Source organism: Nocardioides sp. Leaf285 (genome assembly GCF_001422955.1).
In the GTDB taxonomy this organism is placed as follows: domain Bacteria; phylum Actinomycetota; class Actinomycetes; order Propionibacteriales; family Nocardioidaceae; genus Nocardioides; species Nocardioides kribbensis.
The window spans coordinates 1,056,659-1,079,920 of record NZ_LMNH01000001.1 but is presented as its reverse complement, the minus strand read 5'-3'; the positions used below and the strand labels follow the sequence as shown (position 1 = coordinate 1,079,920).

21 protein-coding genes are annotated in these 23,262 nt (G+C 75.5%); all 21 read right to left on the bottom strand.

Translation table 11 applies throughout. The features are described from left to right. Positions 1-13: 13 nt before the first annotated feature. Positions 14-2,815, bottom strand: a complete 2,802-nt coding sequence (gene hrpB, locus ASF47_RS04970) for an ATP-dependent helicase HrpB (protein WP_056862996.1) — start codon at positions 2,813-2,815, stop codon at positions 14-16. Between the two features lie 1,054 nt (positions 2,816-3,869). Further along, positions 3,870-5,183, bottom strand: coding sequence for a dihydroorotase (locus ASF47_RS04965; protein WP_056862788.1), 1,314 nt, complete (start codon positions 5,181-5,183; stop codon positions 3,870-3,872). Then, entirely contained in the window at positions 5,180-6,208 is a 1,029-nt protein-coding gene (locus tag ASF47_RS04960) for an aspartate carbamoyltransferase catalytic subunit (protein ID WP_056862787.1), read from the bottom strand. Before ASF47_RS04960 ends, ASF47_RS04965 begins: the two co-directional genes overlap by 4 nt. Continuing rightward, positions 6,205-6,843 (bottom strand): bifunctional pyr operon transcriptional regulator/uracil phosphoribosyltransferase PyrR, encoded by a 639-nt coding sequence (gene pyrR, locus ASF47_RS04955; protein ID WP_056862786.1) that lies wholly within the window; start codon positions 6,841-6,843, stop codon positions 6,205-6,207. The genes ASF47_RS04960 and pyrR overlap by 4 nt, the downstream gene beginning before the upstream one ends. 155 nt (positions 6,844-6,998) lie before the next feature. Further along, positions 6,999-8,015, bottom strand: coding sequence for an NADPH:quinone reductase (locus ASF47_RS04950; protein ID WP_056862785.1), 1,017 nt, complete (start codon positions 8,013-8,015; stop codon positions 6,999-7,001). Positions 8,016-8,108: 93 nt separating this feature from the next. Further along, a complete protein-coding gene (locus tag ASF47_RS04945; RefSeq protein WP_235558628.1) occupies positions 8,109-9,572 on the bottom strand; it encodes a MinD/ParA family ATP-binding protein in 1,464 nt (487 codons plus the stop codon). A gap of 126 nt (positions 9,573-9,698) precedes the next feature. Further along, the gene (locus ASF47_RS04940; RefSeq protein ID WP_056862784.1) at positions 9,699-9,908 is read right to left on the bottom strand and encodes an I78 family peptidase inhibitor; all 210 of its coding nucleotides are present in this window, start codon (positions 9,906-9,908) and stop codon (positions 9,699-9,701) included. A gap of 58 nt (positions 9,909-9,966) precedes the next feature. Beyond that, positions 9,967-10,785: a DUF1206 domain-containing protein gene (locus tag ASF47_RS04935; protein WP_082499979.1), complete on the bottom strand. Its 819-nt coding sequence runs from the start codon at positions 10,783-10,785 to the stop codon at positions 9,967-9,969. A gap of 102 nt (positions 10,786-10,887) precedes the next feature. Continuing rightward, positions 10,888-12,273 (bottom strand): dihydrolipoyl dehydrogenase family protein, encoded by a 1,386-nt coding sequence (locus tag ASF47_RS04930; protein ID WP_056862782.1) that lies wholly within the window; start codon positions 12,271-12,273, stop codon positions 10,888-10,890. An 87-nt stretch (positions 12,274-12,360) separates the two neighbouring features. Then, complete coding sequence (nusB, locus tag ASF47_RS04925; RefSeq protein WP_056862781.1) at positions 12,361-12,768, bottom strand: transcription antitermination factor NusB; 408 nt, start codon at positions 12,766-12,768, stop codon at positions 12,361-12,363. Continuing rightward, the gene (gene efp, locus ASF47_RS04920; RefSeq protein WP_056862780.1) at positions 12,768-13,331 is read right to left on the bottom strand and encodes an elongation factor P; all 564 of its coding nucleotides are present in this window, start codon (positions 13,329-13,331) and stop codon (positions 12,768-12,770) included. Before efp ends, nusB begins: the two co-directional genes overlap by 1 nt. Positions 13,332-13,447: 116 nt before the next feature. Beyond that, positions 13,448-13,885 carry a type II 3-dehydroquinate dehydratase gene (locus ASF47_RS04915; protein ID WP_056862779.1) on the bottom strand — a complete coding sequence of 146 codons (438 nt, stop codon included), beginning with the start codon at positions 13,883-13,885 and terminating at the stop codon, positions 13,448-13,450. Next, positions 13,882-14,997, bottom strand: a complete 1,116-nt coding sequence (aroB, locus tag ASF47_RS04910; RefSeq protein ID WP_165699024.1) for a 3-dehydroquinate synthase — start codon at positions 14,995-14,997, stop codon at positions 13,882-13,884. The genes ASF47_RS04915 and aroB overlap by 4 nt, the downstream gene beginning before the upstream one ends. 71 nt (positions 14,998-15,068) lie before the next feature. Beyond that, the gene (locus tag ASF47_RS04905) at positions 15,069-15,590 is read right to left on the bottom strand and encodes a shikimate kinase (protein ID WP_308196067.1); all 522 of its coding nucleotides are present in this window, start codon (positions 15,588-15,590) and stop codon (positions 15,069-15,071) included. After that, positions 15,587-16,765, bottom strand: a complete 1,179-nt coding sequence (gene aroC / locus ASF47_RS04900; protein WP_200918943.1) for a chorismate synthase — start codon at positions 16,763-16,765, stop codon at positions 15,587-15,589. Before aroC ends, ASF47_RS04905 begins: the two co-directional genes overlap by 4 nt. Positions 16,766-16,844: 79 nt before the next feature. Continuing rightward, entirely contained in the window at positions 16,845-17,612 is a 768-nt protein-coding gene (locus ASF47_RS04895; RefSeq protein WP_056862778.1) for a prepilin peptidase, read from the bottom strand. Then, the gene (locus tag ASF47_RS04890) at positions 17,609-18,448 is read right to left on the bottom strand and encodes a shikimate dehydrogenase (RefSeq protein WP_056862777.1); all 840 of its coding nucleotides are present in this window, start codon (positions 18,446-18,448) and stop codon (positions 17,609-17,611) included. Before ASF47_RS04890 ends, ASF47_RS04895 begins: the two co-directional genes overlap by 4 nt. Positions 18,449-18,458: 10 nt before the next feature. Next, a complete protein-coding gene (gene mltG, locus ASF47_RS04885; RefSeq protein WP_056862776.1) occupies positions 18,459-19,715 on the bottom strand; it encodes an endolytic transglycosylase MltG in 1,257 nt (418 codons plus the stop codon). Continuing rightward, positions 19,708-20,202 (bottom strand): Holliday junction resolvase RuvX, encoded by a 495-nt coding sequence (gene ruvX / locus ASF47_RS04880; RefSeq protein WP_056862775.1) that lies wholly within the window; start codon positions 20,200-20,202, stop codon positions 19,708-19,710. The genes mltG and ruvX overlap by 8 nt, the downstream gene beginning before the upstream one ends. A 3-nt stretch (positions 20,203-20,205) precedes the next feature. Further along, positions 20,206-22,878 (bottom strand): alanine--tRNA ligase, encoded by a 2,673-nt coding sequence (alaS, locus tag ASF47_RS04875; protein ID WP_056862774.1) that lies wholly within the window; start codon positions 22,876-22,878, stop codon positions 20,206-20,208. Then, complete coding sequence (locus ASF47_RS04870) at positions 22,878-23,258, bottom strand: DUF6167 family protein (RefSeq protein ID WP_200918942.1); 381 nt, start codon at positions 23,256-23,258, stop codon at positions 22,878-22,880. The genes alaS and ASF47_RS04870 overlap by 1 nt, the downstream gene beginning before the upstream one ends. Positions 23,259-23,262: the final 4 nt, after the last annotated feature.

The following is a 23,262-nucleotide window of genomic DNA, read 5'->3' as shown; positions in this document are numbered from 1 at the left end:
GCTCCGGGCCGGGTCAGCGGCGCCGACCCGTGCCGCGGGTGGCGGGCGCGCTCCAGGGGTCGTCGGGCCAGGCGTGCTTCGGGTAGCGCCCGCGCAGCTCGGCGCGCACGGCGGGATAGCCGGTGGCCCAGAAGGACGCAAGGTCGGCGGTGATTGCGACCGGGCGACGGGCCGGGGAGAGCAGGTGCACCAGCACGGGCACCCGCCCGTCGGCCACCCGTGGGGTCTCGGCCCACCCGAAGGCCTCCTGCACGCGCACGGCGAGCACCGGCTGGTCCCCCTCGTAGTCCAGGCGCACCGCCGACCCGCTGGGCACCGTGAGCCGCTCGGGCGCCAGCTCGTCGAGACGCCCGGCCTGCGGCCACGGCAGCAGCCGGCGCAGCGCGCCCAGGACGTCGACGCGGGCCAGGTCGCGTGCCGTGCGCACGCGGGCCAGCTCCGGGCCCAGCCAGGACTCCGCGGACTCCAGCAGCGCGGCGTCGGAGACGTCGGGCCACGGCTCCCCCACCGCGGTGCGCAGGAAGGCCAGTCGTCGGCGCAGGGCGTGCGCTGCCTCCGACCAGGGCAGGGCCGCGAGACCGTCGCGGCGCAGCCCGTCGCGCACCGCGGCCGCCACGAGCTCGGCGGGCGGCCGGGCCAGGGTGCTGCTGGCCAGCTCGACGGCCCCGAGCCGGGTCACCCGGCGGGCCCGCAGCCGACCCTGCTCCCAGCGCACGTCGTCCTCCTCGCGCCACACCGGCGCGGCCGCCTCGAGCGCCAGGTCCTCGTCGAGCGGGGCCGCGGAGCGGACGGTGGCGTCGCGCTGGCCCGGGCGGCGGTCGACGCCCGCCACCGCGAGCCACTCCAGCCCGCGCAGGGCCGACTCGCCCCGGCCCAGCACCGCCCCGGTGCCGCCGACCATGACGTAGGCCTCCGAGCCGGCCCGCTTGCGGGCGATCCGGTCGGGGTGGGCCAGGGCGACGACCGCGCCCACGGCGAGGTCGTCGGTCAGCGACGGGGCCGCGGCGCCGCCACCGTGGTCGGCGGGCAGGGAGGCCCGCAGCCGCTCGGCTGTGGTGCGCCACGCGGCCGAGGCCGGGCCGCCCCGGCGTACGCCACGCAGCGCTGCGACCAGGTCGCCGCCGGGGGCCCGGACGTCGTCGGCCAGGAGGGCCACCACCTCGGCGGCCCGGCGGGCCCCCACCACCGCGGCGCCGTCGAGCAGGGCCCGCGCGAGCCGGGGGTCGGCGGGCACCCCGGCGATCGCGCGCCCACGAGCGGTGACGGCTCCGGCGTCGTCGACGGCGCCGAGGCCGGCGAGGGTGGCGCGGGCCAGCGCGAGCGGACCGGGCGGGGGCGGGTCGAGGAGGGCGAGGCCGGCGCCGTCGGGGACGCCCCACACGGCGAGCTCCAGGGCGAGGGCCGTGAGGTCGGCGGTGAGGATCTCCGGCTGCGGGTGGGCCTCGAGGTGGGCGTGCTCGGCCTCCGACCAGCAGCGCAGCACCGCCCCGGCGGCCTCGCGGCCGGCGCGTCCGGCCCGCTGCTCGGCGCCGGCGCGGCTCACCCGCACCGTGACCAGGCCGGCCAGACCGCGCGCGTGGTCGGTGCGCGGCTCGCGCGACAGCCCGGCGTCGACCACCACGCGCACCCCCGGCACCGTGAGCGACGACTCCGCGACCGCGGTCGACACGACGACGCGGCGGCGCTCCCCCGGGCTCAGCGCCCGGTCCTGCTCGACGGCCGGCAGGCGACCGTGCAGCGGACGGACGTCGACCCCGGCCGCGGCAGCCGCGGCCGCGAGCCGGCGCACGACGCCGTCGACCTCCGCGACGCCCGGCACGAAGACCAGCACGTCGCCCGGGTGCTCGACGAGCGCGAGGCGGGTCGTCGCGGCCACGTGGTCGAGGAAGGCCGGGGTCACCCCGCGGTCGTCGGCGCGGCGCACGGCGGGCGGTGGCGGGCACCAGCGGCGCTGCACCGGGTGGAGCGCGCCGGGCACGTCCACCACCGGCACGGCGGTGCTGACGGCGCCGGGCGACCCCGCACCTGCGCCGCGCGGGGCGCCCTCGTCGTTGGCGGCGCCGCCGTCGTCGGCGCTGCTCTCGCTGCTGTCGCTGTCGTCGCTGTCGTCGCTGTCGTCGGTGTCGTCGCCGGGACCCTGGTGCGACGGCACAGCGCCCGTGCCGTCGGACTCGTCCGTGGGGTGGTGGGCCTCGGGGTGGTGGGCCTCGGGGTGGTGGGCCTCGCGGTGGTGGGCCTCGCGGTGGTGGGCCTCGCGGTGGTGGGCCTCGGGGCCGAGGAGCGCGGCCGTGCGGGTCGCCTCGACGGTCGCGGACATCGCCACGAGCAGCAGGTCCTCGCGCAGGTTCTGCCGGACGTCGACGAGCAGGGCGAGCGTCAGGTCACCGTCGAGGTGGCGCTCGTGCACCTCGTCGAGCACCACCGCACCGACCCCGGGCAGGTCGGGGTCGCGCTGGAGCCGCCGCAGCAGCACCCCGGTGGTGACCACCTCGACCCGCGTGGCGGGTCCGGCGCGTCGCTCGCCCCGCACCGTGTAGCCGACCGTCTCCCCCACGGGCTCACCGAGCAGGTGGGCCAGACGCCGGGCCGCGGCGCGTGCGGCGATGCGGCGCGGCTGGGTCACCACGACGCGACCGCCCCCGCCGCCCAGGAGGTCGGCGACCAGCGGCGGCACCAGGGTGGTCTTGCCGGTGCCGGGCGGCGCCTGCACCACCGCGGCGCCGTGGTCCTCCAGCGCGACGCGCAGCGCGGGCAGCCCCGCGACCACCGGGAGGTCTGGCGGGTGGGCCAGCAGTCGCCGGATCGGGTCGCTCACCGGCACAGTGTCTCGTGCCGCGCGAGCGGGACGGGCCTCCCGTCGCTCAGGCCCTCCCCGCGAGGGCCGCGCTCGGGTCGACCGCACGCTCGGCCGATCCGCGACGGCAGCCACGCCGGCTCCGCCGCACGAGGGGCCGCAGCGGTCGCGAGAGGCGGCGGCCAGCAGCCCGCGGCACGAGACCGCGTTCTGGTTGATCGAACGTTCGATCAACCCGCGCGCCGACCGGCGCCCGCTCCGCCGCACGCTCGGCCGATCCGCGACGGCAGCGGCGCCAGCTCCGCCGCACGAGGGGCCGCAGCGGTCGCGAGAGGCGGCGGCCAGCACCCCCGCGGCGGCAGACCACGTTCTGGTTGAACGAACGTTCGATCAACCCGCGCGCCGACCGGCGCCCGCTCCGCCGCACGCTCGGCCGCACTGCGACGGCAGCCACGCCGGCTCCGCCGCACGAGGGGCCGCAGCGGTCGCGAGAGGCGGCGGCCACCGGCTTCGCGGCACGAGACCACGTCCTGGTTGAACGAACGTTCGATCAACCCGCGCGCCGACAGGCGCCCGCTCCGCCGCACGCTCGGCCGCACTGCGACGGCAGCCACGCCGGCTTCCCCGCACGAGGGGCCGCAGCGGTCGCGAGAGGCGGCGGCCAGCAGCTTCGCGGCACGAGACCACGTCCCGGTTGAACGAACGTTCGATCAACCCGCGCGCCGACCGGCGCCCGCTCCGCCGCTCCCTCGGCCGATCCGCGACGGCAGCCACGCCGGCTCCCCCGCACGAGGAGCCGCAGCGGTCGCGAGAGGCGGCGGCCAGCGGCTTCGCGGCACGAGACCACGTCCTGGTTGAACGAACGTTCGATCAACCCGCGCGCCGACCAGCGCCGGCTTCACCACACGCCCCCGAGGCCCCAGAGGCGCCGAGGCACCACGCTCCGGTGACACGGACGTTCGACCACCGCACCGCGGCAGGGGTCGAGGCGCACCGCCGCCCGCCCGGGCGCCCGGGCGCCCCGGGCGCCCCGACGCGCTCGACCGGCCGGGGCCCTGCGTGCGGCCCGGCCGGCTCAGACCAGGGCGCCGTCGAGCACGGTCGGGGTGCCGCGCAGGAACGTCGCCACGACCCGGCCGGGCAGCTCCATGCCGCGGTAGGGGGTGTTGCGCGACAGCGACGCCGATGTCGCGGGGTCGACGACGCGACGTACGGCGGGGTCGTAGAGCACGACGTTGGCCGGGGCGCCGACCGCGAGGGGCTGACCGTGCTCGGCGAGCCGCCCGATCCGCGCGGGCGCGGCCGACATGCGCTCGGCGACGCCGGCCCAGTCGAGCAGCCCGGTGTCGACCATCGTCTCCTGCACGATCGACAGCGCGGTCTCGAGGCCCAGCATGCCGAAGGCCGCCGCGGCCCACTCGCAGTCCTTGTCCTCGTGGGGGTGCGGGGCGTGGTCGGTGGCCACGACGTCGATCGTGCCGTCGGCCAGTCCGGCGCGCAGCGCCTCGACGTCGGCCGCGGTGCGCAGCGGCGGGTTGACCTTGTAGATCGGGTCGTAGGTCGCGGCGAGCTCGTCGGTGAGGAGCAGGTGGTGGGGGCACACCTCGGCGGTGACCTCCCAGCCGCCCTCGCGCGCGGCGCGGGCCTTGGCCTCGCGCACGATCTGCACCGACCCGGCGGTCGACACGTGGCACACGTGCAGCCGCGAGCCGACGTGGGCGGCCAGCAGGCAGTCGCGGGCGATGATCGCCTCCTCGGCCACCGCCGGCCAACCGGTGAGGCCGAGGCGGCCCGAGAGCTCGCCCTCGTTCATCTGCGCCCCCTCGGTCAGGCGCGGCTCCTGGGCGTGCTGGGCGACGACGCCGTCGAAGGCCTTGACGTACTCCAGCGCGCGCCGCATCAGCACCGCGTCGCTCACGCACCGGCCGTCGTCGGAGAAGACCCGCACCCGGGCGGCGGAGTCGGCCATCGCGCCGAGCTCGGCCAGCCGCTCGCCGGCCAGCCCGACGGTGACCGCGCCGACCGGGAAGACGTCGCAGTGACCGGCCTCGCGGCCCAGGCGCCACACCTGCTCGACGACGCCGGCGGTGTCGGCGACCGGCTCGGTGTTGGCCATGGCGTGCACGGCGGTGAAGCCGCCCATCGCCGCTGCACGGGTGCCGGTGTCGACGGTCTCGGCGTCCTCCCGGCCCGGCTCGCGCAGGTGGGTGTGCAGGTCGACCAGTCCGGGCAGCGCGAGGAGGCCGGTGGCGTCGACCACCGTCGCGCCGTCGGCCCCGGGGCCGGCGGCCAGGTCGGGGCCGACCGCGGCCACCACGCCGTCGGCGAGCAGCAGGTCGGTGGTCTCGCCGCCGAGGATCGAGGCGTTGCGGAGCAGGTACGTCGTCACGCGGGTGCGCTTTCTGTCGGGAGGAGCGGGGCGTCGGCGGTCCCGAGGCTGCCGGGGCCGCCCGGGAGGCCGGCGGGTCCGTCGGCGGAGAGGTCGGCGCCGCTGAGGAGGAGGTAGAGCACCGCCATCCGCACGGCCACGCCGTTGGTGACCTGCTCGACGATGACCGAGCGCGGGGAGTCGGCGACGTCGGCGGTGATCTCCATGCCGCGCACCATCGGACCGGGGTGCATCACGATGGCGTGGTCCTGCAGCGTGGCCATCCGGCGACCGTCGAGGCCGTAGCGGCGCGAGTACTCGCGCGGGGTCGGGAAGAAGCCCCCGCTCATCCGCTCGCGCTGCACGCGCAGCATCATCACGGCGTCGGCTTTCGGCAGCACCGCGTCGAGGTCGTAGGACGTCTCGACCGGCCACGAGCCGACGCCCACCGGCATCAGCGTCGGGGGCGCCACGAGCGTGACCTCGGCGCCGAGGGTCTGCAGCAGCAGCGCGTTGGAGCGCGCGACCCGGCTGTGCAGGACGTCGCCCACGATGGCCACCCGCCGCCCGTCGAGCCCGCCGCCGTCGGCCGCGCCGAGGTGGCGGGTGAGGGTGAAGGCGTCGAGGAGCGCCTGGGTGGGGTGCTCGTGGGTGCCGTCGCCGGCGTTGACCACGCTGGAGCGGACCCAGCCCGAGTGGGCGAGGCGGTGGGGTGCACCACTGGCGCCGTGACGCACCACCACGGCGTCGGCCCCCATCGCCTCCAGCGTCAGTGCGGTGTCCTTGAGGCTCTCGCCCTTGGACACGCTGGAGCCCTTGGCGGCGAAGTTGATGACGTCGGCGCTGAGGCGCTTGGCCGCGGCCTCGAAGGAGATGCGGGTGCGGGTGGAGTCCTCGAAGAAGAGGTTGACCACGGTGCGCCCGCGCAGGGCGGGGAGCTTCTTGATCGGCCGGTCGGCCAGCGAGCGGAGCTCGGCCGCCGTGCGGAGCACCAGCTCCGCGTCGTCACGGGTCAGGTCGGCCGCGCTGAGCAGGTGCCGCTTCACGCCCCCACCCCCGCGCCGCCGGTCCGGTCGCCGGACTCGTCGCCGGTCTGGTCGCCCAGGCCGGGGGGCGGCCCGGTGATGGTGACCGCGTCGAGGTCGTCGACGCCCTCGAGCCTCACGCTGACGCGCTCGACCAGCGAGGTGGGCAGGTTCTTGCCCACGAAGTCGGCCCGGATGGGCAGCTCGCGATGACCGCGGTCGACGAGCACGGCCAGCCGCACCGCGCGCGGGCGGCCGATGTCGCCGAGGGCGTCGAGCGCCGCGCGGATGGTGCGCCCGGAGAAGAGCACGTCGTCGACCAGCACCACGGTGCGCCCGTCGATGCCGCCGGGCGGGATCTGGGTGGGGAGCAGCGCGCGGGCCGGCTTGAGGCGCAGGTCGTCGCGGTACATCGTGACGTCGAGCGAGCCCACCGGCACCTCGGTGCCCTCGACCGCGGCGAGACGCTCGGCGATGCGCTGCGCCAGCGGCACGCCGCGGCTCGGGATGCCCAGCAGGACGAGGTCGGCGCCGCCCTTGTTGCGCTCGAGGATCTCGTGGGAGATCCGGGTCAGTGCCCGGGCGATGTCACGGGCGTCGAGGACGACGCGGCCTCCGGCCGTCGGGTCGTCGGGTGCTGCAGGCTGGGCGCACACGGTGCCGCCGGACCTCCTTCTCCGCCTCACGGGACGGCTCGTTAAAGGATGTCGATCGGCGCCGACCCTAGCAGCCGCCGGGTCCGACGCCGCGACGTCGGACCCGGCGGCCGGCAGGTGCTCCAGGGCGCCAGGGCTCCGGGCCCCGGGCGGGCTCAGGCCTCGGCGATGTCGAGCAGGACCTTGCCGACGGCGCCGCCCTCGACGGCGTCGTGCGCGGCGCCCGTCTCCTCCAACGGGTAGTGGTGCAGCGGCACGCCGGCCTCCGCACCCACGCGCAGGGCACCGGCGGACACGGCCGCGGTGACGTCCTCGGCGGCGGCCTGCACGAGGTCGGCGCCCAGGGTGTAGAGCAGCAGGCCCTGCAGGCGCAGGTTCTTGGCGAAGGTGGCCCGCACCGGCACGGTCGCCTCGGCCCCGCCGTTGTCGGCGTAGTAGGCCAGGGTGCCGCGGTTGCGGAGCACCTCGACGTCGAGGCCGACGTTCTGCGCCAGGGCCACCTCCACGACCAGGTCGACGCCCTCGGGCGCGACCGCACGGATCTCGGCGGCGGCGTCGGAGGTGCGGTAGTTGACGATGTGGTGGGCTCCGGCCGCGCGGGCCAGGTCGGCCTTCTCGTCACCGCTGACCGTGGTGACCACGGTGGCGCCGGCCCAGACGGCCAGCTGGATCGCGGCGTTGCCGACCGCACCGGCCCCGCCGGCGACCAGCACGGTCTGTCCGGCCATCGAGCCCGGTGCCAGACGCGCGGTGGTCTCCCCCGCGGTGAGCGCCCGGTGGGCGGTGACCGCGGGGACGCCGAGGGAGGCACCGAGGTCGAAGGACGCGCCCTCGGGCAGCGGCACGACGCGCTCGGCGAGCTGCACGGTGTGCTGGGTCGACGTACCGAGGCCGCGACCCGACTGGGCCAGGACCAGCCAGACCCGGTCGCCGACGGCGTGAGTGGTGACGCCCTCACCGACGGCGTCGACGACGCCAGCACCGTCCTGACCAGGGGCGACCTCGGTGAAGTCGCCGTTCATGCCGTTGGCGCGGAACTTCCAGTCCGTGGGGTTGACCCCCGCCCGCACCAGGCGGACCCGGACCTCGCCGGGCCCGGGCTCGGGAAGGTCGCGCTCGACGACCTCGAGGACGGAGGAGGGACCGGGCTTGCTGTAGACGACTGCTCGCATGGAGGGCGTAGCGCCCCGGGCCTGGGACTTGTTCCCGTGGAGGGCCTCAGGCCCCCGCCGGGCCCTCGCGGCCGGTGGCGGTGTCCGCCGGGCTCACAGGGTCGCGGCCATGCCGGCGCAGGCGGTGAGCCAGGCGCGCCGGGTCTCCTGGGACAACCGGGCGTAGGGCACGACGGAGCCGGAGACGAGCGCGGGGTCGTAGGGCACGCGGTAGACCGCGCGGGTGCGCTGCTCGTAGACGTCGACGAGGTCGCGCGCCAAGGCCGCGTCGACCTTCGGGGAGGGGTCGGAGAGCACGGTCACCGTCTTGTGCTTGAGGTCGGGGTGACCGGCGTCCTGGAGGGCGTCGAGCATCCACAGCCCGCTGTAGCCGGTGTCCTCCCGCACGGTGCTGGTGACCACCAGCAGGTCGGCGGCCGCGGCTGCGGCGAGCCAGTTCTCGGCGCGCATGTTGTTGCCGGTGTCGACGAGCAGGATCCGGTAGAAGCGCTCGAGCAGCCCGTGGACGGCGGCGAAGTCGTCGGCGCGGATCGTGCCGGTGACGTCGGCCCGCTCGTCGGAGGCCAGCACGTCGAAGTGGGCGTCGCCCTGGGTGCGGACGTAGGACCCCAGGTCGCCGATGCGCGACTGCGCGACGTCGTCGAAGCGGCCGAGGTCGCCGAGCAGCTCGCGGGTGGTGTTGCGGTGGTGGCCGCGGGTGCCCCGGATGCCCAGCGTGCCCCGGGTCTCGTTGTTGTCCCAGGCCACGACTCCCCCGCCCCGCACGGTGCCGAAGGTGTAGCCCGCCGCCAGCACGCCGGTGGTCTTGGCGGCCCCGCCCTTGGGGTTGACGAAGGCGATGGTGCGCGGGCCCGAGAGCTCGCGCTGCACCGCGGCGCGGTCGCGCTCGTGGGCTGCCTCCGCGCGGCCCATGGCCGGGCTGAGGAGTCCGCCGCTCCACCGGCGCACCCGTCCGCGCCAGCCCCACGTGGCCGGCCCGTGGTCGGCGACGTCGGCGCGGCGGTCGAGGAAGTCGGTGGCCGACATGAAGCGTCGCGGCTGCGCCGGTGCGCCGCCGGCGCCCGCCTCGCCCGCGGTGGCCGGCGGGGCGGTCGGCGCGACCGTCGGCGCCGGGCCGGCCTGCGGGCCGGCGGGCGGGCCAGCGGGCGGGGAGGACGGTGGCGGGGCCGGCGAGGTGGCGAGGGGGGCCGGTGGTGGCGAGGTCGGCGTCCACTGCGGCGGACCCACGGCGGGCGGGGGGCAGGCAGGCGGTCGGTCGGCGTCCCTCACCGGGCCGGCCGACGGGTCGGACGGAGTGGCCAGGGGGTCGGCCAGGGGGTCGGCCACGGGGTCGGTCAGGGGGTCCCCCAGGGGGTCGGCCAAGTGGTCGGTGACCGGGGCGCCGTCGCCCGGGGGCGGCCCGCTGCGGTCGGAGGCCGGCGCACGGTCGGCGGCGTGGGCCGCGAGGTCCTCCGGCCGGTGGAGCCGGTCGCTGGCGTCGGCGGACTCGGGGCGCGACCGGGGAGGGGGTTCGGGCTGGATCGCGGGCCGGGGGTCGTGCGGCTGCGGCTGCGTCATGGGTCCTCCGAGAGACGGTGCGGCGTGCCGGTCTCCTTCCCACCACCCGCCCGTGTCACACCCGCTCGTGCCGCGGGCGCCGGCGCCCTGGCCGTGATGCCTGGCCGTGATGCCTGGCCGTGATGTCTAGCCGAGGGTGACCTCGACGACCACGTCGTCCGCGTCGAGGAGCAGGTTGACCCGGTCGGGGCGGAAGTCGAGGGTGCGCATCGTGCCCGGGCGCAGCAGGCGGTGGGGGCGTCCGGCGGCGTCGAGCTCGCTGACGGCGTCGGTGGCGGTGAGGCCGACGAGCCCGGTCGGCGGGGTCGGGTCGACCGGCGGGGGCGTGGAGGTCATCGCCCCAGCATGCCCGGTGCGGCGACCGGGTCGGCCCGACCCCGTGGTCCCGGCGACGTCAGCGTGAGAGGTGACGCGCGCGGGCGAAGCAGAAGAGCCCGTAGCAGCCGATGCCGACGGCGATGACGCCGAGCATCACGGGGCCGTAGGGCTGCTGCAGCACCTTGTGGAGGGCCTGGTCGAGCCCGCCGGACTTCTTGGCCTGGTGGGTGTAGGCGGCGTAGAGGAAGAGCCCGCCGACGATGCCGATGGCGACGCCCTTGGCGGCGTAGCCGGCCTTGCCGAACCAGATGTAGGCCGTCCCGGCCTCACCGCTCTTGCCCTCCGCGGTGAGGTGCTCGCGGAACTTCTCGGTCCAGGCACGCACGATCTGACCCACGCCGTAGGCGATGACGAGCACGCCGGCGAGGCCGACCATGAACTGCCCACCCGACATGTTCATCACCGTGGCGGTGGTGTCGTCGGAGCCGCCCTTGGAGCCCGATCCGGTGGCGACCTGGACGGCGCTCCACCCGATCACGGCGTAGATGACGCCCTTGAGCACCGAGGAGGCCCGCTTGAGCCAGAGGTCCTTGCCCTCCTCGCCGCGGTGCCCCCCGACGGCCTCGAGGACGCGCCACACGACGAGCAGCAGCATGCCGATCGCGATCAGCCAGATCGCCAGCTCACCGAAGGGCTCGTCGGTCAGCTGCTGCAGCGCGCCCGTGCTCGACGCCGAGCCGCTCTGGTCGCCCAGCGCGAGCTGGAGCGCGATCCAGGCGATCATCAGGTGCACCACGCCGTAGGCGACGAGCCCCGCCCGCACCGCGTGGTCGAGCCAGTCGCTCGACTCGGCCCGGTCGGTGGCGTCGCCCGCCTTGCGCGTCATCTCTCCCATGGGGGGTGAACCTAGACCCTCCAGGGCCCTCCGCGCCCGGGTCCTGGGCCACCTGTGAGGGTGAAGCCTCCCCGCCCCCGGACCCGGGGCGCCCGCGTCGGCTCAGGACAGGTCGCCCAGGGCGGTCTCGACGGCGCGGTGGAAGGTCGGGTAGGCGTAGATCATCGTGCGCATCACCTCGACCGGCACCTCGGCGTGCACCGCCAGTGCGAGCAGGCCGAGGATCTCCCCACCGGCAGGGCCCATGGCGGTGGCCCCCACCAGCACGCCGCGGTCGGCGTCCTCGACCACCTTGACCAGCCCCCGGCCGCCCGGGCCGTGGGTGAAGCCGCGCGAGGACTGCTCGAGCGGCGCGCTGCCCGTGCGCACGCGCAGGCCGGCGTCGCGGGCCTGCTGCTCGGTGAGGCCCACGCCGCCGACCTCGGGATCGGTGAAGGTGGTGTGGGGCACGGCGTGGTAGCGGGCCGCCGGGCCCTCCTCGCCGGTGATGTCGCGGGTCGCGATCGCCGACTGGTACATCGACACGTGGGTGAAGGCCCCGTGGCCGGTGATGTCGCCGATGGCCCACAGCCGGTCCCCCGCCCGCAGGCGCTCGTCGACCTCGACGGTGCGGGCGGTGGGGTCGAGGCCGACCGTCTCCAGGCCCAGGTCGTCGAGGTTGGGGGTGCGACCGGCCGCCACGAGCAGCTTGTCGGCCACCAGGCGCTCGCCCTCCTGCCCGTCGAGGGCGAGGGTGAAGGCACCGTCGGCGTAGGAGACCGAGGTGGTCTCGACACCGGTCATCACCCGGATGCCCTCGGCGGCGAAGACCTCCTCCAGCAGCCGCCCGGCCTCGGGCTCGTCACCGGGCACGAGACGCTCGCCGTGCTGCACGATCGTCACGCGCACCCCGAAGCGGGCGAGCACCTGGGCCATCTCGCAGCCGATCGGCCCCCCGCCGAGCACGACGGCCGAGCCCGGGAGCTCGGTGAGGCGCACGACGTCACGGTTGGTCCAGTACGGCGTGCCCGCGAGCCCGTCGATCGGCAGCTCCGCGGGGCGGGTGCCGGTGTTGAGCACGACGCCGCGCTGCGCGACGTAGGTGGTGCGGCCGCCGGCGGGAGCCTCGACGACCACCCGACCGGTGCCGTCGAGGCGGCCGACGCCGTGCACCACCGTGGCGCCGGCGTCGACGAGCCGGTCCACCGCGACCTGGTCGTCCCAGCCGGTGGTGGCCTCGGTGTCGATGCGGCGGGCCACCGGCGACCACGACGGCACGACGGTCGCGTCGCCGGCCAGCTCGCCGACGCGGTGGGCCTCGGCGAGCGCGTCGGAGGCGCGCACCATCATCTTGGTGGGGATGCAGCCGTAGTAGGGGCACTCGCCGCCGACGAGGTGCTTGTCGACGGCCACGACCCGCAGCCCCGCCTGCGCCGCACCCGTGGCGAGGGCCTCGCCCCCGGGGCCGAGGCCGATGACGACGAGGTCGACGCTCACTTCTTCGCTCATGGCGCCAGCCTGCCCGCCCGGGCGGGCCCACGGATCACCCGATCGTGGGACCCGGGCGGGGGCGGCCGCCGAGGGCGGTCATGGCGCTCAGACCAGGGAGGCCTTGTCGCGCATGACCGCGCCCAGGACACCGTTGACGAAGGACGGCGACTCGTCGGTCGACAGGTCGCGCACCAGGGCCATGGCCTCGGAGACGGCGACCGGGTCGGGCACGTCGTCGGCCCACAGCAGCTCGAAGACGCCCAGGCGCAGCACGTTGCGGTCGACGGCCGGCATCCGGTCGAGGGTCCAGCCCTCGGAGTAGGTCGCGAGCAGCTCGTCGATGCGCGCCTGGTGCTCGACCACGCCGCGCACCAGCTCACCGGTGTAGGCGTGCTGCGGGCCCTCGCCGTCGGCGACGGCGCGCTCGAGGTGCTCCAGGGGAGCCTCGCTGCGCATCTCGGCGGCGAAGAGCACGTCCAGCGCCCGCTTGCGGGCCTTGGAGCGGGCCGCCATCAGGACTTGACGCGACCGAGGTAGGAGGAGTCGCGGGTGTCGACCTTGACCTTCTCGCCCTGGTTGATGAAGAGCGGCACCTGGATCTCGTGGCCGGTCTCGAGCGTGGCCGGCTTGGTGCGGCCGGTGGCGCTGTCACCGGCCAGGCCGGGCTCGGTGAAGGTGATGACGAGCTCGACCGAGGCGGGGAGCTCGACGAAGAGCACGCGGCCCTCGTTGGTGGCCACGATGGCCTCCTGGTTCTCCAGGAGGAAGTTCGCGCCGTCGCCGAGGATCTCCGGGGCGACCTCGAGCTGGTCGTAGGTGGCGACGTCCATGAAGACGAACGAGGTGCCGTCGTTGTAGAGGTACTGCATGGTGCGGCGGTCGACGGTCGCGGTCTCGACCTTGGTGCCGGCGTTGAAGGTCTTGTCGACGTTCTTGCCCGACTCGACGTTGCGCAGCTTGGTGCGCACGAAGGCGGGGCCCTTGCCGGGCTTCACGTGCTGGAACTCGACGACAGCCCAGAGCTGACCGTCGATGTTGAGAACCATGCCGTTCTTGAGGTCGTTGGTCGATGCCATCTGCGCGGTTCAGCCTCACTGCGTCGGGGAGTCGGAGCGTCGCCCGAGGCGTCTCGGACGAACGCCTGAGTCTACCGGGCGCGGGCCGCAGCCCCGCACTCGGCGGTGGGGGCCGGTCAGCCGGCGCTGCTGCGCGCGACGACCTCGAGCGCCACGCGGTAGCCGTCGACCCCGAGGCCCTTGACCACCTCGACGGCGTGCGGGGTCACCACCGAGTGGTGACGGAACTCCTCGGGCCGCGCGTGGGGGTCGGAGATGTGCACCTCCACCAGGGGTGCGGTCAGCTGGGCGCAGGCGTCGTAGACGGCGTAGGAGTAGTGCGTCCACGCCGCGGCGTTGAGCACCACCGGGTGGCCGTCGTCGGCCGCGGCGTTGAGCCAGTCGACCATCACGCCCTCGTGGTTGGTCTGGCGCACCTCGACCTCGAGCCCGAGGTCGCGGCCCCACCCGACGCACAGCACGGCGAGCTCGGCGTGGGTGGTCGAGCCGTAGATCTCCGGCTGACGCTTGCCGAGCCGGCCGAGGTTGGGCCCGTTGAGCACGAGGACGCTCATGCGCCCTCCCCCGCGGAGCCCGTGCTCCCCGCGTCGGTCGTGACGGCGGCGAAGGCCGCGCGCAGGTCGGCGTCGGAGGGCCCGGCGAGCACGCGCGGTCGCGCGACATCGTCGAGCACCACGAAGCGCAGCTGGTCGCCGCGCGTCTTCTTGTCCACCCGCATCGTGGCCAGCAGGTCGTCGTACGCCGCCCCGGCGTAGCCGGTGGGCAGGCCCACCCGGGCGAGCACGCTGCGGTGCCGCTTGACGACGGCCGCAGGGAGACTGCCCGCCCGGTGCGCCAGCTCGGCGACGAACACGCAGCCGATCGCCACGGCCTCGCCGTGACGAATGGCGTAGCCCTCGGCGCGCTCGATGGCGTGGCCCAGGGTGTGGCCGTAGTTGAGCACCTCGCGACCGGGGTGGCCGTCGGCCCCGCCGGTCTCGCGCAGGTCGGCCACCACGACGTCGACCTTGACGCGGATGGCGCGCTCGACGAGCTCTCGCAGCACCGGCGAGCCCGCGACCAGGTCGGCGGGGTCGGTGGCCTCCACCAGGTCCAGGATGACCGGGTCGGCCACGAAGCCGCACTTGACGACCTCGCCGAGCCCTGCGACGAGCTCCTCGCGGGGCAGCCCCTCGAGCAGGGCCAGGTCGCACAGCACGCCGGCGGGCTCGTGGAAGGCGCCGACGAGGTTCTTGCCCGCCGCGGTGTTGATGCCGGTCTTGCCGCCCACGGCGGCGTCGACCATCGCCAGCAGCGTGGTCGGCACGTGCACGACCCGCACGCCGCGCAGCCAGCTGGCCGCGACGAAGCCGCCCAGGTCGGTGGTGGCGCCACCGCCGAAGGTGACGACGGCGTCGGAGCGGGTGAAGCCCGCCGCGCCGAGCGCCTCCCAGACGTCGACCAGCACGCCGGCGGTCTTGGCGGCCTCGCCCTCGGGCAGGCCCAGCGCCAGGACGTCGTGGTGGGGCCGCAGCGCGTCAACGACGGGCTGGGCGAGCTCGCCGAGGGCTCCGGCGTAGAGGAACGCCACGCGCTGCACGCCGGGGCCGAGCAGGTCGTGGAGGCGGTCGGTGACCCGGTGGCCCACCACCACGTCGTAGGGCGAGGCGCCGCCGACGTGCAGCACCGTCGCGTCGGCCGGTCGCGTCGGGTCGGCCGGTCGCGTCGGGTCGTCGGTCGGGCCGTCGGTCGGGTCGGTCACGGCAGGAGCTCCTCGATGGCGTCGGCGACCTGGTCGGGGGTGCGGGCGTCGGTGTCGACGACGTGGGTGGCGACCGCCTCGTAGACGGGCGTGCGCTCCTCGAGCAGCTGCTTCATGCGGCCGCGCACGTTGCCCATGAGCATGGGTCGGGCGACCCCGAGGCCGACGCGGGAGGCCGCGTCGGCGAGCCCCACGCGCAGGAAGACGACCACGTGGCCGGCGAGCAGGGCGCGGGTGTCCTCGCGCAGCACCGCTCCCCCGCCGAGGGCCAGCACGCCGGGGTGCTCGGCGAGCGCGGCGGCGACGGCCGCGGCCTCGAGGTCGCGGAAGTGCTGCTCCCCGTCGTCGACGAAGATGTCGGAGATCGCGCGCTGCTCGGCGGCCTCGACGTCACGGTCGGTGTCGCGGACACCGACGCCCCACCGGGCGCCCAGCAGGTCGGCGACGGTGGTCTTGCCCGCGCCCATGGGCCCCACGAGCACGACGCGGGGACGGACGGCGGGGCTGCCTGCGCTCACCGGTAGGTCAGCGCGTCGAGGTAGGTCTCGACGTTGCGCCGGGTCTCCGACAGCGCGTCGCCGCCGAACTTCTCCAGCAGCGCCTCGGCCACGACGAGGGCGACCATGGCCTCCGCGACGATGCCGGCGGCCGGCACGGCGCAGACGTCGGAGCGCTGGTGGTGGGCCACCGCCTCCTCGCCGGTGGCGACGTCGACGGTGCGCAGCGCGCGGGGCACGGTGGCGATCGGCTTCATGGCCGCGCGCACGCGCAGCACCTCGCCGGTGGTCATGCCGCCCTCGGTGCCCCCGGAGCGGCCGCTCGTACGGCGGATGCCCTCGGGCGTGGGCACGATCTCGTCGTGGGCCAGCGACCCGGGGGTGGCGGCCAGGGCGAAGCCGTCGCCGACCTCGACGCCCTTGATGGCCTGGATGCCCATGAGCGCTCCGGCCAGGCGCGAGTCGAGGCGCCGGTCCCAGTGGACGTGGGACCCCAGGCCCGGCGGGAGCCCGTGCACGACCACCTCGACGACGCCGCCGAGGGTGTCGCCGTCCTTGTGGGCCTGGTCGATGCGCGCCACCATCGCCTCGCTGGTCGCGGGGTCGAGGCAGCGCACGGGGTCGGCGTCGAGGCGGTCTAGGTCGCCCTCGCCCGGCCACAGCCCGTCGGGGGCGCGCACGCCGCCGAGCTCGATGACGTGGGAGAGGATGGTGGCGCCGCAGGCCTGGGCCAGGAAGTTGCTGGCCACGCGGCCGAGCGCGACCCGGGCGGCGGTCTCGCGGGCCGAGGCCCGCTCCAGGATCGGGCGGGCGTCGGGGAAGTCGTACTTCTGCATGCCCGCCAGGTCGGCGTGACCGGGACGGGGCCGGGTGAGCGGCGCGTTGCGGGCCAGCGAGGCCAGCTCCTCGGCATCGACCGGGTCGGCCGACATGACCTTCTCCCACTTGGGCCACTCGGTGTTGCCGACGATGATCGCGACCGGTCCGCCCTGGGTCTCCCCGTGGCGCACGCCACCGGTGATCGTCACCTGGTCCTGCTCGAACTTCATCCGCGCGCCGCGGCCGTAGCCGAGACGGCGGCGGGCCAGGGAGTCGGCGATGTCGTCGCTCGTGACCTGGACGTGGGCGGGGAGCCCCTCCAGGACGGCGACCAGGGAGGGGCCGTGGGACTCGCCCGCGGTGAGCCAACGCAGCATGACGGCAGTCTCCCACGGCGCCGCGCTGGGCCGACGACCCCCGTCGCGTCCCGAGACCGGCCCCCGCAGCGCTCCCGCGTCAGCGCAGCAGGGAGTCGATCACGGCGGGTCCGGTCAGCACGCCGATCAGCGCGCCCACCACCATGAACGGGCCGAAGGGGTAGGCGGCCTTGAGCAGGGCCCGGTCGCGACGCACGAGGGCGAGCACGAGTCCCGGCAGGCCGAAGACGAGGAAGCCGGCGTAGACGCCGACGACGAGCTCGGCGACGCCGAGGCGGCCGAGCACGAGCCCGAGCAGCGCGGCCAGGCGCACGTCGCCGAAGCCCATGCCGGCGGAGTGCACGGCCCACAGCAGCCAGTAGAGGGACCGCGCCACGAGCAGGCCGACGCCCGCGCGCAGCACCGCGTCGTGCTCGCCGGTGACCGCCCACTCCCCCAGCGCGAGCAGCACCAGCGCCCCGGTCGCCGGGAGCACGAGGCGCGAGGGCAGCAGGCGGGTGTGGCCGTCGACGTAGGCCAGGGCCACGCACAGCGGCACGACCGGCAGCGCGTAGGCCAGGGCCCACGCGGTGTCCTCGGTCAGCCCGTCACCGAGCACGGCCCGGGCGACCAGGCCGCCGGCCATGGCGGAGACGAGGGCCACCCACGGGCCCAGGTGGGGACGTGCCGCGAGGTCGACGTAGAGAGGCTTGGGCGGCTCGGCGGGCTCGGTGGGAGGACCGGTGGGCGCCGCGGGGGCGGGGGGCTCGGGCAGCGCCCGGATCAGCGCGGGCACGCCCAGCCCGGCGAGACCGCAGCCGAGGACGGCGAGGGCCACGACGAGGAGCTCGGCGGCGGCGTCGCTCACGCCGGTGCCCGCGCGGCGAGCGCGGCTGCGCCCGCGGCGCGCATGACGTCGACGGGGCCGAGGCGTCCGGTCATGAACTCGACCTGGAGGGCGGCCTGGTGCACCAGCAGGTCGAGGCCGGCCACCAGTACCGTGCCGTCGGCGGTGGCCGCGGCCGCGGCGAGGGGCGTCGGCCACGGGTCGTAGACGACCTCGAAGACGACCGGCGTACGGGCCCAGCGCAGCACCAGGTCGGGGGTCTGGGCGGCCGCGGGCACGGTGGAGACCACCAGCTCGGCGGGGCCGACCTCCTCGGCCGGTGTGGCGAGGGGCAGCACCCTCACGTGGGCCCCGCCGGGGTGGCGGCGGATCGCGTCGACCGTCTCGGCGGCGCGCTCCGGGGTGCGCGCGAGCACCACGACCTCGCGGGCGCCCAGCTCGCAGGCGGCGAGCCCGGTGGAGGCGGCCGTGGCGCCCCCGCCGAGCACGACGGCCCGTGTCACCTCGCCGTCCCACCGCTCGCGCACCGCCGCGACGGCGCCGGGGAGGTCGGTGTTGTCGGCGCGCAGTCGGGGCTCGTCGACCAGCAGGGTGTTGGCGGCGCCGACCAGCCGGGCCCGCTCGGTGACCTCGCCGCGGGCGCCGACGGCCAGGGCCATCACCTCGCGCTTGAGCGGCATGGTGAGCGACAGCCCGCGCCACGAGTCGTCGAGGCCCGCGAGCACCTCCGGCAGCGTGCCGGAGACGACGCGCACGGCCTCGTAGGTCCAGCCCAGGCCGAGCGCGGCGTAGGCCGCCCGGTGCAGGACGGGCGAGAGCGAGTGACCGACGGGGTCGCCGACGACGGCGCAGCGCATCCGGGACGCCTCAGCAGCGGTCGGACTGGGTGGCGCAGTACTCGTCGAACTCCGCCTCGTAGACCAGGAACTCGTCGTAGGTGTCGGCGAACTTGGTCTCCCCGGTGCGCAGGTCGACCGTGACGTAGTAGAGCCAGTCGCCCTCGGCCGGCGCGGCGGCCGCCGCGATGGCGGCGTCGCCGGGCGCCTCGATCGGGGTCGGCGGCAGGCCGGGCTGCTCGTAGGTGTTGTAGGGCGAGTCGGCCACCGACGCGATCTCGTCGGTGGTGAGGCGGGCGATGCCCGACTCCCCGAGGGCGTAGTTGACCGTGGCGTCGATCTGCAGCAGACCGGCGGTCTCGTCGTTGTCGGGGCTGAGCCGGTTGTAGATGACCCGCGCCACCTTGGGCATGTCGTCGCCGCGGCCCTCGGCCTCGACGAGGCTGGCGATGGTCATCAGCTCCTGGGGGCTGATGCCGAGCCGCTCGGCCGAGGCCTCGAGGTCGGCGTCGTCGGCGGCCTGGCGCCACCGGGTGAGCATCGCCTGCACCATGCCCTCGGCGTCCTCGCGCGGCGCGAAGGCGTAGGTCGAGGGGAAGAGGTAGCCCTCGGGGTTGCCCTCGGCGTAGTCGGGCAGCCCGAGGTCGGCGAGCAGGCGTCGGTCGTCGAGCACGGCCTCGAGCTGGGCGGTGGTGACCTCGGTCTGCTCGGCCAGGATCGCGACGATGTCGACGACGCGCAGGCCCTCGGGGATGGTGACGGAGTCGGTGATGACGTTGGCCGGGTCGACGAGCACGTCGATGGCGTCGGCCGAGGACATCTCCTCCTTGAGCCGGTAGAAGCCGGCCTGGATGGCCGCGGAGTCGGGGTCGTCGGTGGCCGCGCCGACGCAGGCGTCCACCGAGGCCACGACGCCCTGGTCCTTGAGGTTGCGACAGATCTGGGTGGAGCTGTCGCCGGAGGCGACCTCGAACTGCACGCGCCCCGAGCCGGGGCCCTCGAAGTCCTCCGGGTCGCTGAACTGGTCGGCGATGAAGCTGCTCGCCCGGTCGTAGACCAGGTAGCCGCCGCCCACCAGCACGGCCAGCGCCACCAGCACCGCGAGGCAGCCGGGCAGCCGGCTGCGCTTCTTGCGACGGCGCCCGCCGAGGTCGGGGGCGCTGCTCAGCGGCAACGGGGAGTCGTCGTGCTCGGGCTGCTCGGGGTACGCCGCTGCGTGGGCCGCACCGTCGTCCGGGGCCGCGTCCCTGGGGGCGCCGTCCGCGGGGTCGCGGTCGTGCTCACTCATGCTGCTCCTCGACGTCGTCACCGAGGAGCTCGCCGGGAGGGTTCCCGGTGGCGCGCTCGGTGTCCAGTGCGTGCTGCAAGATCAGCACCGCCGCGGCCTGGTCGACCACGGACCGCTGCTTGGGGCCCTTGCGGACGCCCCCTGGGCTGCCGCGCAGCATAGCCTCCGCCGACACGGTGGTGAGCCGCTCGTCGACCAGCCTCACCCGCACCGGGGCCACACGGCGGGCCAGCGTCGCCGCCCACGCCCGGGTCTTGGCCGCGGCCGGACCCTCCCCGCCCGACAGCGACCGCGGCAGGCCGGCGACCACCTCGAGCACCTCGGAGTCCTCGCCGATCTCGGCGAGGATGGCCGCGAGGCGGGCCAGGTCGCCCCGGCCCCGCTTGACCGTCTCCACCGGCGTGGCCAGGAAGCCGGTCGGGTCGCTGCGGGCGACACCGATCCGGGCGTCGCCCGGGTCGATGCCGAGCCTGACTCCGTGGCGCACGGCTCAGGCCCCTGCCGTGCGGCCGACCTCGGCGACGACCAGGTCGAGGGCCTCGTCGACGCGGGAGGCGTCGGTGCCGCCGCCCTGCGCGACGTCGGCCTTGCCCCCGCCCTTGCCCCCGACCAGCGGACCGACGGCGCGGACCAGGTCGTTGGCGGAGAGGCCTCGTTCGCGCGCGGCGTCGTTGGTGGCGGCGACGACGGCGACCTTGTCGTCGACGACACCGATCACGACCACCACGCCGGGCTCGCCCTGGGGCAGCCGGCCGCGCACGTCCATGGCCAGGGTGCGCGCGTCGCCGCCCCCGGCGCCGTCGACCCGGTGGGCCACGACGTGCACCGGCCCGACCTGCCTGGCCTGCGCGGCGATGGTCTCGCCGCCGGCGAGGAGCTGGGCGAGCCGGGCCTTCTCGACCTCCTTCTCGGCGGCGCGCAGCCGCTCGACGAGGTCGCCGACACGTCCGACCAGGTCGTCGGGCCGGGTCTTGAGCAGGGTGGTCAGCTGGCCGACGACGTCGCGCTCGCGCGCGAGGTAGTCGAAGCCCTCGATGCCGGTGTGGGCCTCGATGCGGCGGTTGCCCGAGCCCACCGACGCCTCACCGGTCACCACGATCGTGCCGATCTGGGAGGAGTGGTCGACGTGGGTGCCGCCGCACAGCTCGCGCGACCAGGGGCCGCCGATCTCGACGACGCGGACCTTGGTGTTGTCGTAGGTCTCGCCGAAGAGCGCGATGGCGCCCCAGTCCTTGGCCTCGGGCAGGGTCATGTACTGCCAGCCCACGGGCAGGTCGGCGCGCAGCGCGGCGTTGGAGACCTGCTCGATCTCTCGCACCTGGTCGGGGTCGAGCGCGGTGGTCCAGCCGAAGTCGAGGCGCAGGTAGCCCGGGCGGTTGTAGGAGCCCGACTGCAGCGCCGAGGGGCCGAGCACCTCGCGCAGCGCGGCGTGGACCACGTGCGTGCCGGAGTGCGCCTGCCGCGCGCCGGTGCGCCAGGCGGGGTCGACGCGGGCGTGGAGGGTGGCGTCCTGCACCAGCTCGCCCTCGAGCACCCGCACCTGGTGGACGACGAGGCCGCGCACCGGGCGCTGGACGTCGAGCACCTCGAGCCGCGCGCCGTCGGCCACGAGCCGGCCGGCGTCGGCGACCTGCCCTCCCGACTCGGCGTAGAAGGGCGTGCGGTCGAGCACGACCTCGCCGACCTCGCCCTCGCGCAGCACCGGCACGCCGACGCCGCCGGCGAGCACCGCCAGCACGCGCGACTCGGTCTCGAGGGTCTCGTAGGCCAGCCACTCCGTGGGGCCGTGACCGTCGAGGATCCCGCGGTAGACCCCGGTGTCGGCGTGCTGGCCCTTCTTGGAGCGCGCGTCGTCCTTGGCGCGCTGGCGCTGCTCGCCCATGAGGGCGCGGAAGCCCTCCTCGTCGACGCTCAGCCCAGCCTCGGAGGCCATCTCCAGCGTCAGGTCGATCGGGAAGCCGTAGGTGTCGTGCAGCGCGAAGGCCTGGTCACCGGCCAGGCGGGTGCCACCGGCCTGCTTCACCTGGCCCGCGGCCAGGTCGAAGATGTGGGTGCCGGCCTGGAGGGTCTTGCGGAAGGCCTCCTCCTCGGCGAAGGCCACCCGGGAGATGCGGTCCCAGTCGGTGTGGAGGTCGGTGTAGGTCTCGCCCATCTTGTCGCGGCTGACCGGCATCAGCTCGGGCAGCGCCGGGTCCTCGTAGCCCAGCAGCCGCATCGAGCGCACGGCCCGCCGCAGCAGCCGGCGCAGCACGTAGCCGCGGGCCTCGTTGCCCGGGGTCACGCCGTCGCCGATGAGCATCATGCCGCTGCGCACGTGGTCGGCCACGACCCGGAAGCGCACGTCGTCGACCGGGTCGGCACCGTAGCGGCGCCCGGTGAGCTGCTCGGCCATCCGGATCACGGGGAACATGACGTCGATCTCGTACATGTTCTCGACGCCCTGGGTCATGAACGCTACGCGCTCGAGGCCCATGCCGGTGTCGATGTTCTTCTTCGGCAGCGAGCCCGCGATGTCGAAGTCCTCCTTCGAGCGCACCGCGGAGAGCTCGTCCTGCATGAAGACCAGGTTCCAGAACTCCAGGTAGCGGTCCTCGGCGGAGAAGTCGCCGTCGGCGCCGTAGGCGGGGCCGCGGTCGATGAGGATCTCCGAGCACGGGCCGCCGGGGCCGGGCACGCCCATCGACCAGTAGTTCTCCGACTTGCCCAGCCGCGCGATCCGGTCGTCGGGCAGTCCGGTGATCTTGCGCCACAGCGCGACGGCCTCGGGGTCGTCGACGTAGACGCTGGGGTAGAGCCTGGCCTCGTCGAAGCCCCAGCCGCCGTCGGACTGGGGCTTGGTGACCAGGTCCCAGGCCAGCTCGATGGCCCGCTCCTTGAAGTAGTCGCCGAAGGAGAAGTTGCCGCACATCTCGAAGAACGTGCCGTGGCGGGTGGTCTTGCCGACGTCCTCGATGTCGGGGGTGCGCACACACTTCTGCACGCTGGTCGCCTTGTCGTAGGGCGGGGTCTCCTGGCCGAGGAAGTACGGCTTGAAGGGCACCATGCCGGCGTTGACGAAGAGCAGGTTGGGGTCGTCGAGCAGCAGCGACGCCGACGGGACGGGGGTGTGGCCCGCGCGCTCGAAGTGCGCGAGGAACCTCCGGCGAATCTCCGCGGTCTCCATCAGCTGCCTTCCTGTCCTGGGTGGTGCCGGTCCGCGCTGGTCGCGCGGGCGGCGGTGTCGGTGCTCGGGTCTGTGGCGGTGCTCGTGCCGGTGCCGGTGCCGGTGGGGGTGCCGGCCGCCGGGTCCGCGACGGGCGGTGGGGCGCTGAGCTCCGGGCGGGCGGAGCCCTGGAGCGCCCCGCCCACCCGGGCCCGCACGGCGGGCTCGGCGTCGGCGCGGCCCTGGGCGACCTCGTCGCGCAGGATCCGGGCCCCGACCACGGCGGCGCCGACCCGGTCGCGCATCCCGTCGACCGTGAGGGCCTCGGCCACGCGGCGCCCCCGCACCATGGCCCACACGCCGGCGCCGGCCCCTGCGGCGAACCACAGCCCCCGGCTCATCCCG

Bases quoted from the DNA above. Each gene is read 5' to 3' on its own strand.
- ASF47_RS04870 (WP_200918942.1), bottom strand. From the start codon at position 23,258: ATGAGCCGGGGGCTGTGGTTCGCCGCAGGGGCCGGCGCCGGCGTGTGG.
- ASF47_RS04940 (WP_056862784.1), bottom strand. From the start codon at position 9,908: ATGACCTCCACGCCCCCGCCGGTCGACCCGACCCCGCCGACCGGGCTC.
- aroC (WP_200918943.1), bottom strand. From the start codon at position 16,765: ATGCTGCGTTGGCTCACCGCGGGCGAGTCCCACGGCCCCTCCCTGGTC.
- ASF47_RS04950 (WP_056862785.1), bottom strand. From the start codon at position 8,015: ATGCGAGCAGTCGTCTACAGCAAGCCCGGTCCCTCCTCCGTCCTCGAG.
- alaS (WP_056862774.1), bottom strand. From the start codon at position 22,878: ATGGAGACCGCGGAGATTCGCCGGAGGTTCCTCGCGCACTTCGAGCGC.
- ASF47_RS04935 (WP_082499979.1), bottom strand. From the start codon at position 10,785: ATGGGAGAGATGACGCGCAAGGCGGGCGACGCCACCGACCGGGCCGAG.
- mltG (WP_056862776.1), bottom strand. From the start codon at position 19,715: ATGAGTGAGCACGACCGCGACCCCGCGGACGGCGCCCCCAGGGACGCG.
- efp (WP_056862780.1), bottom strand. From the start codon at position 13,331: ATGGCATCGACCAACGACCTCAAGAACGGCATGGTTCTCAACATCGAC.
- ASF47_RS04890 (WP_056862777.1), bottom strand. From the start codon at position 18,448: ATGCGCTGCGCCGTCGTCGGCGACCCCGTCGGTCACTCGCTCTCGCCC.
- nusB (WP_056862781.1), bottom strand. From the start codon at position 12,768: ATGGCGGCCCGCTCCAAGGCCCGCAAGCGGGCGCTGGACGTGCTCTTC.
- ASF47_RS04945 (WP_235558628.1), bottom strand. From the start codon at position 9,572: ATGACGCAGCCGCAGCCGCACGACCCCCGGCCCGCGATCCAGCCCGAA.
- ASF47_RS04930 (WP_056862782.1), bottom strand. From the start codon at position 12,273: ATGAGCGAAGAAGTGAGCGTCGACCTCGTCGTCATCGGCCTCGGCCCC.
- ASF47_RS04915 (WP_056862779.1), bottom strand. From the start codon at position 13,885: ATGAGCGTCCTCGTGCTCAACGGGCCCAACCTCGGCCGGCTCGGCAAG.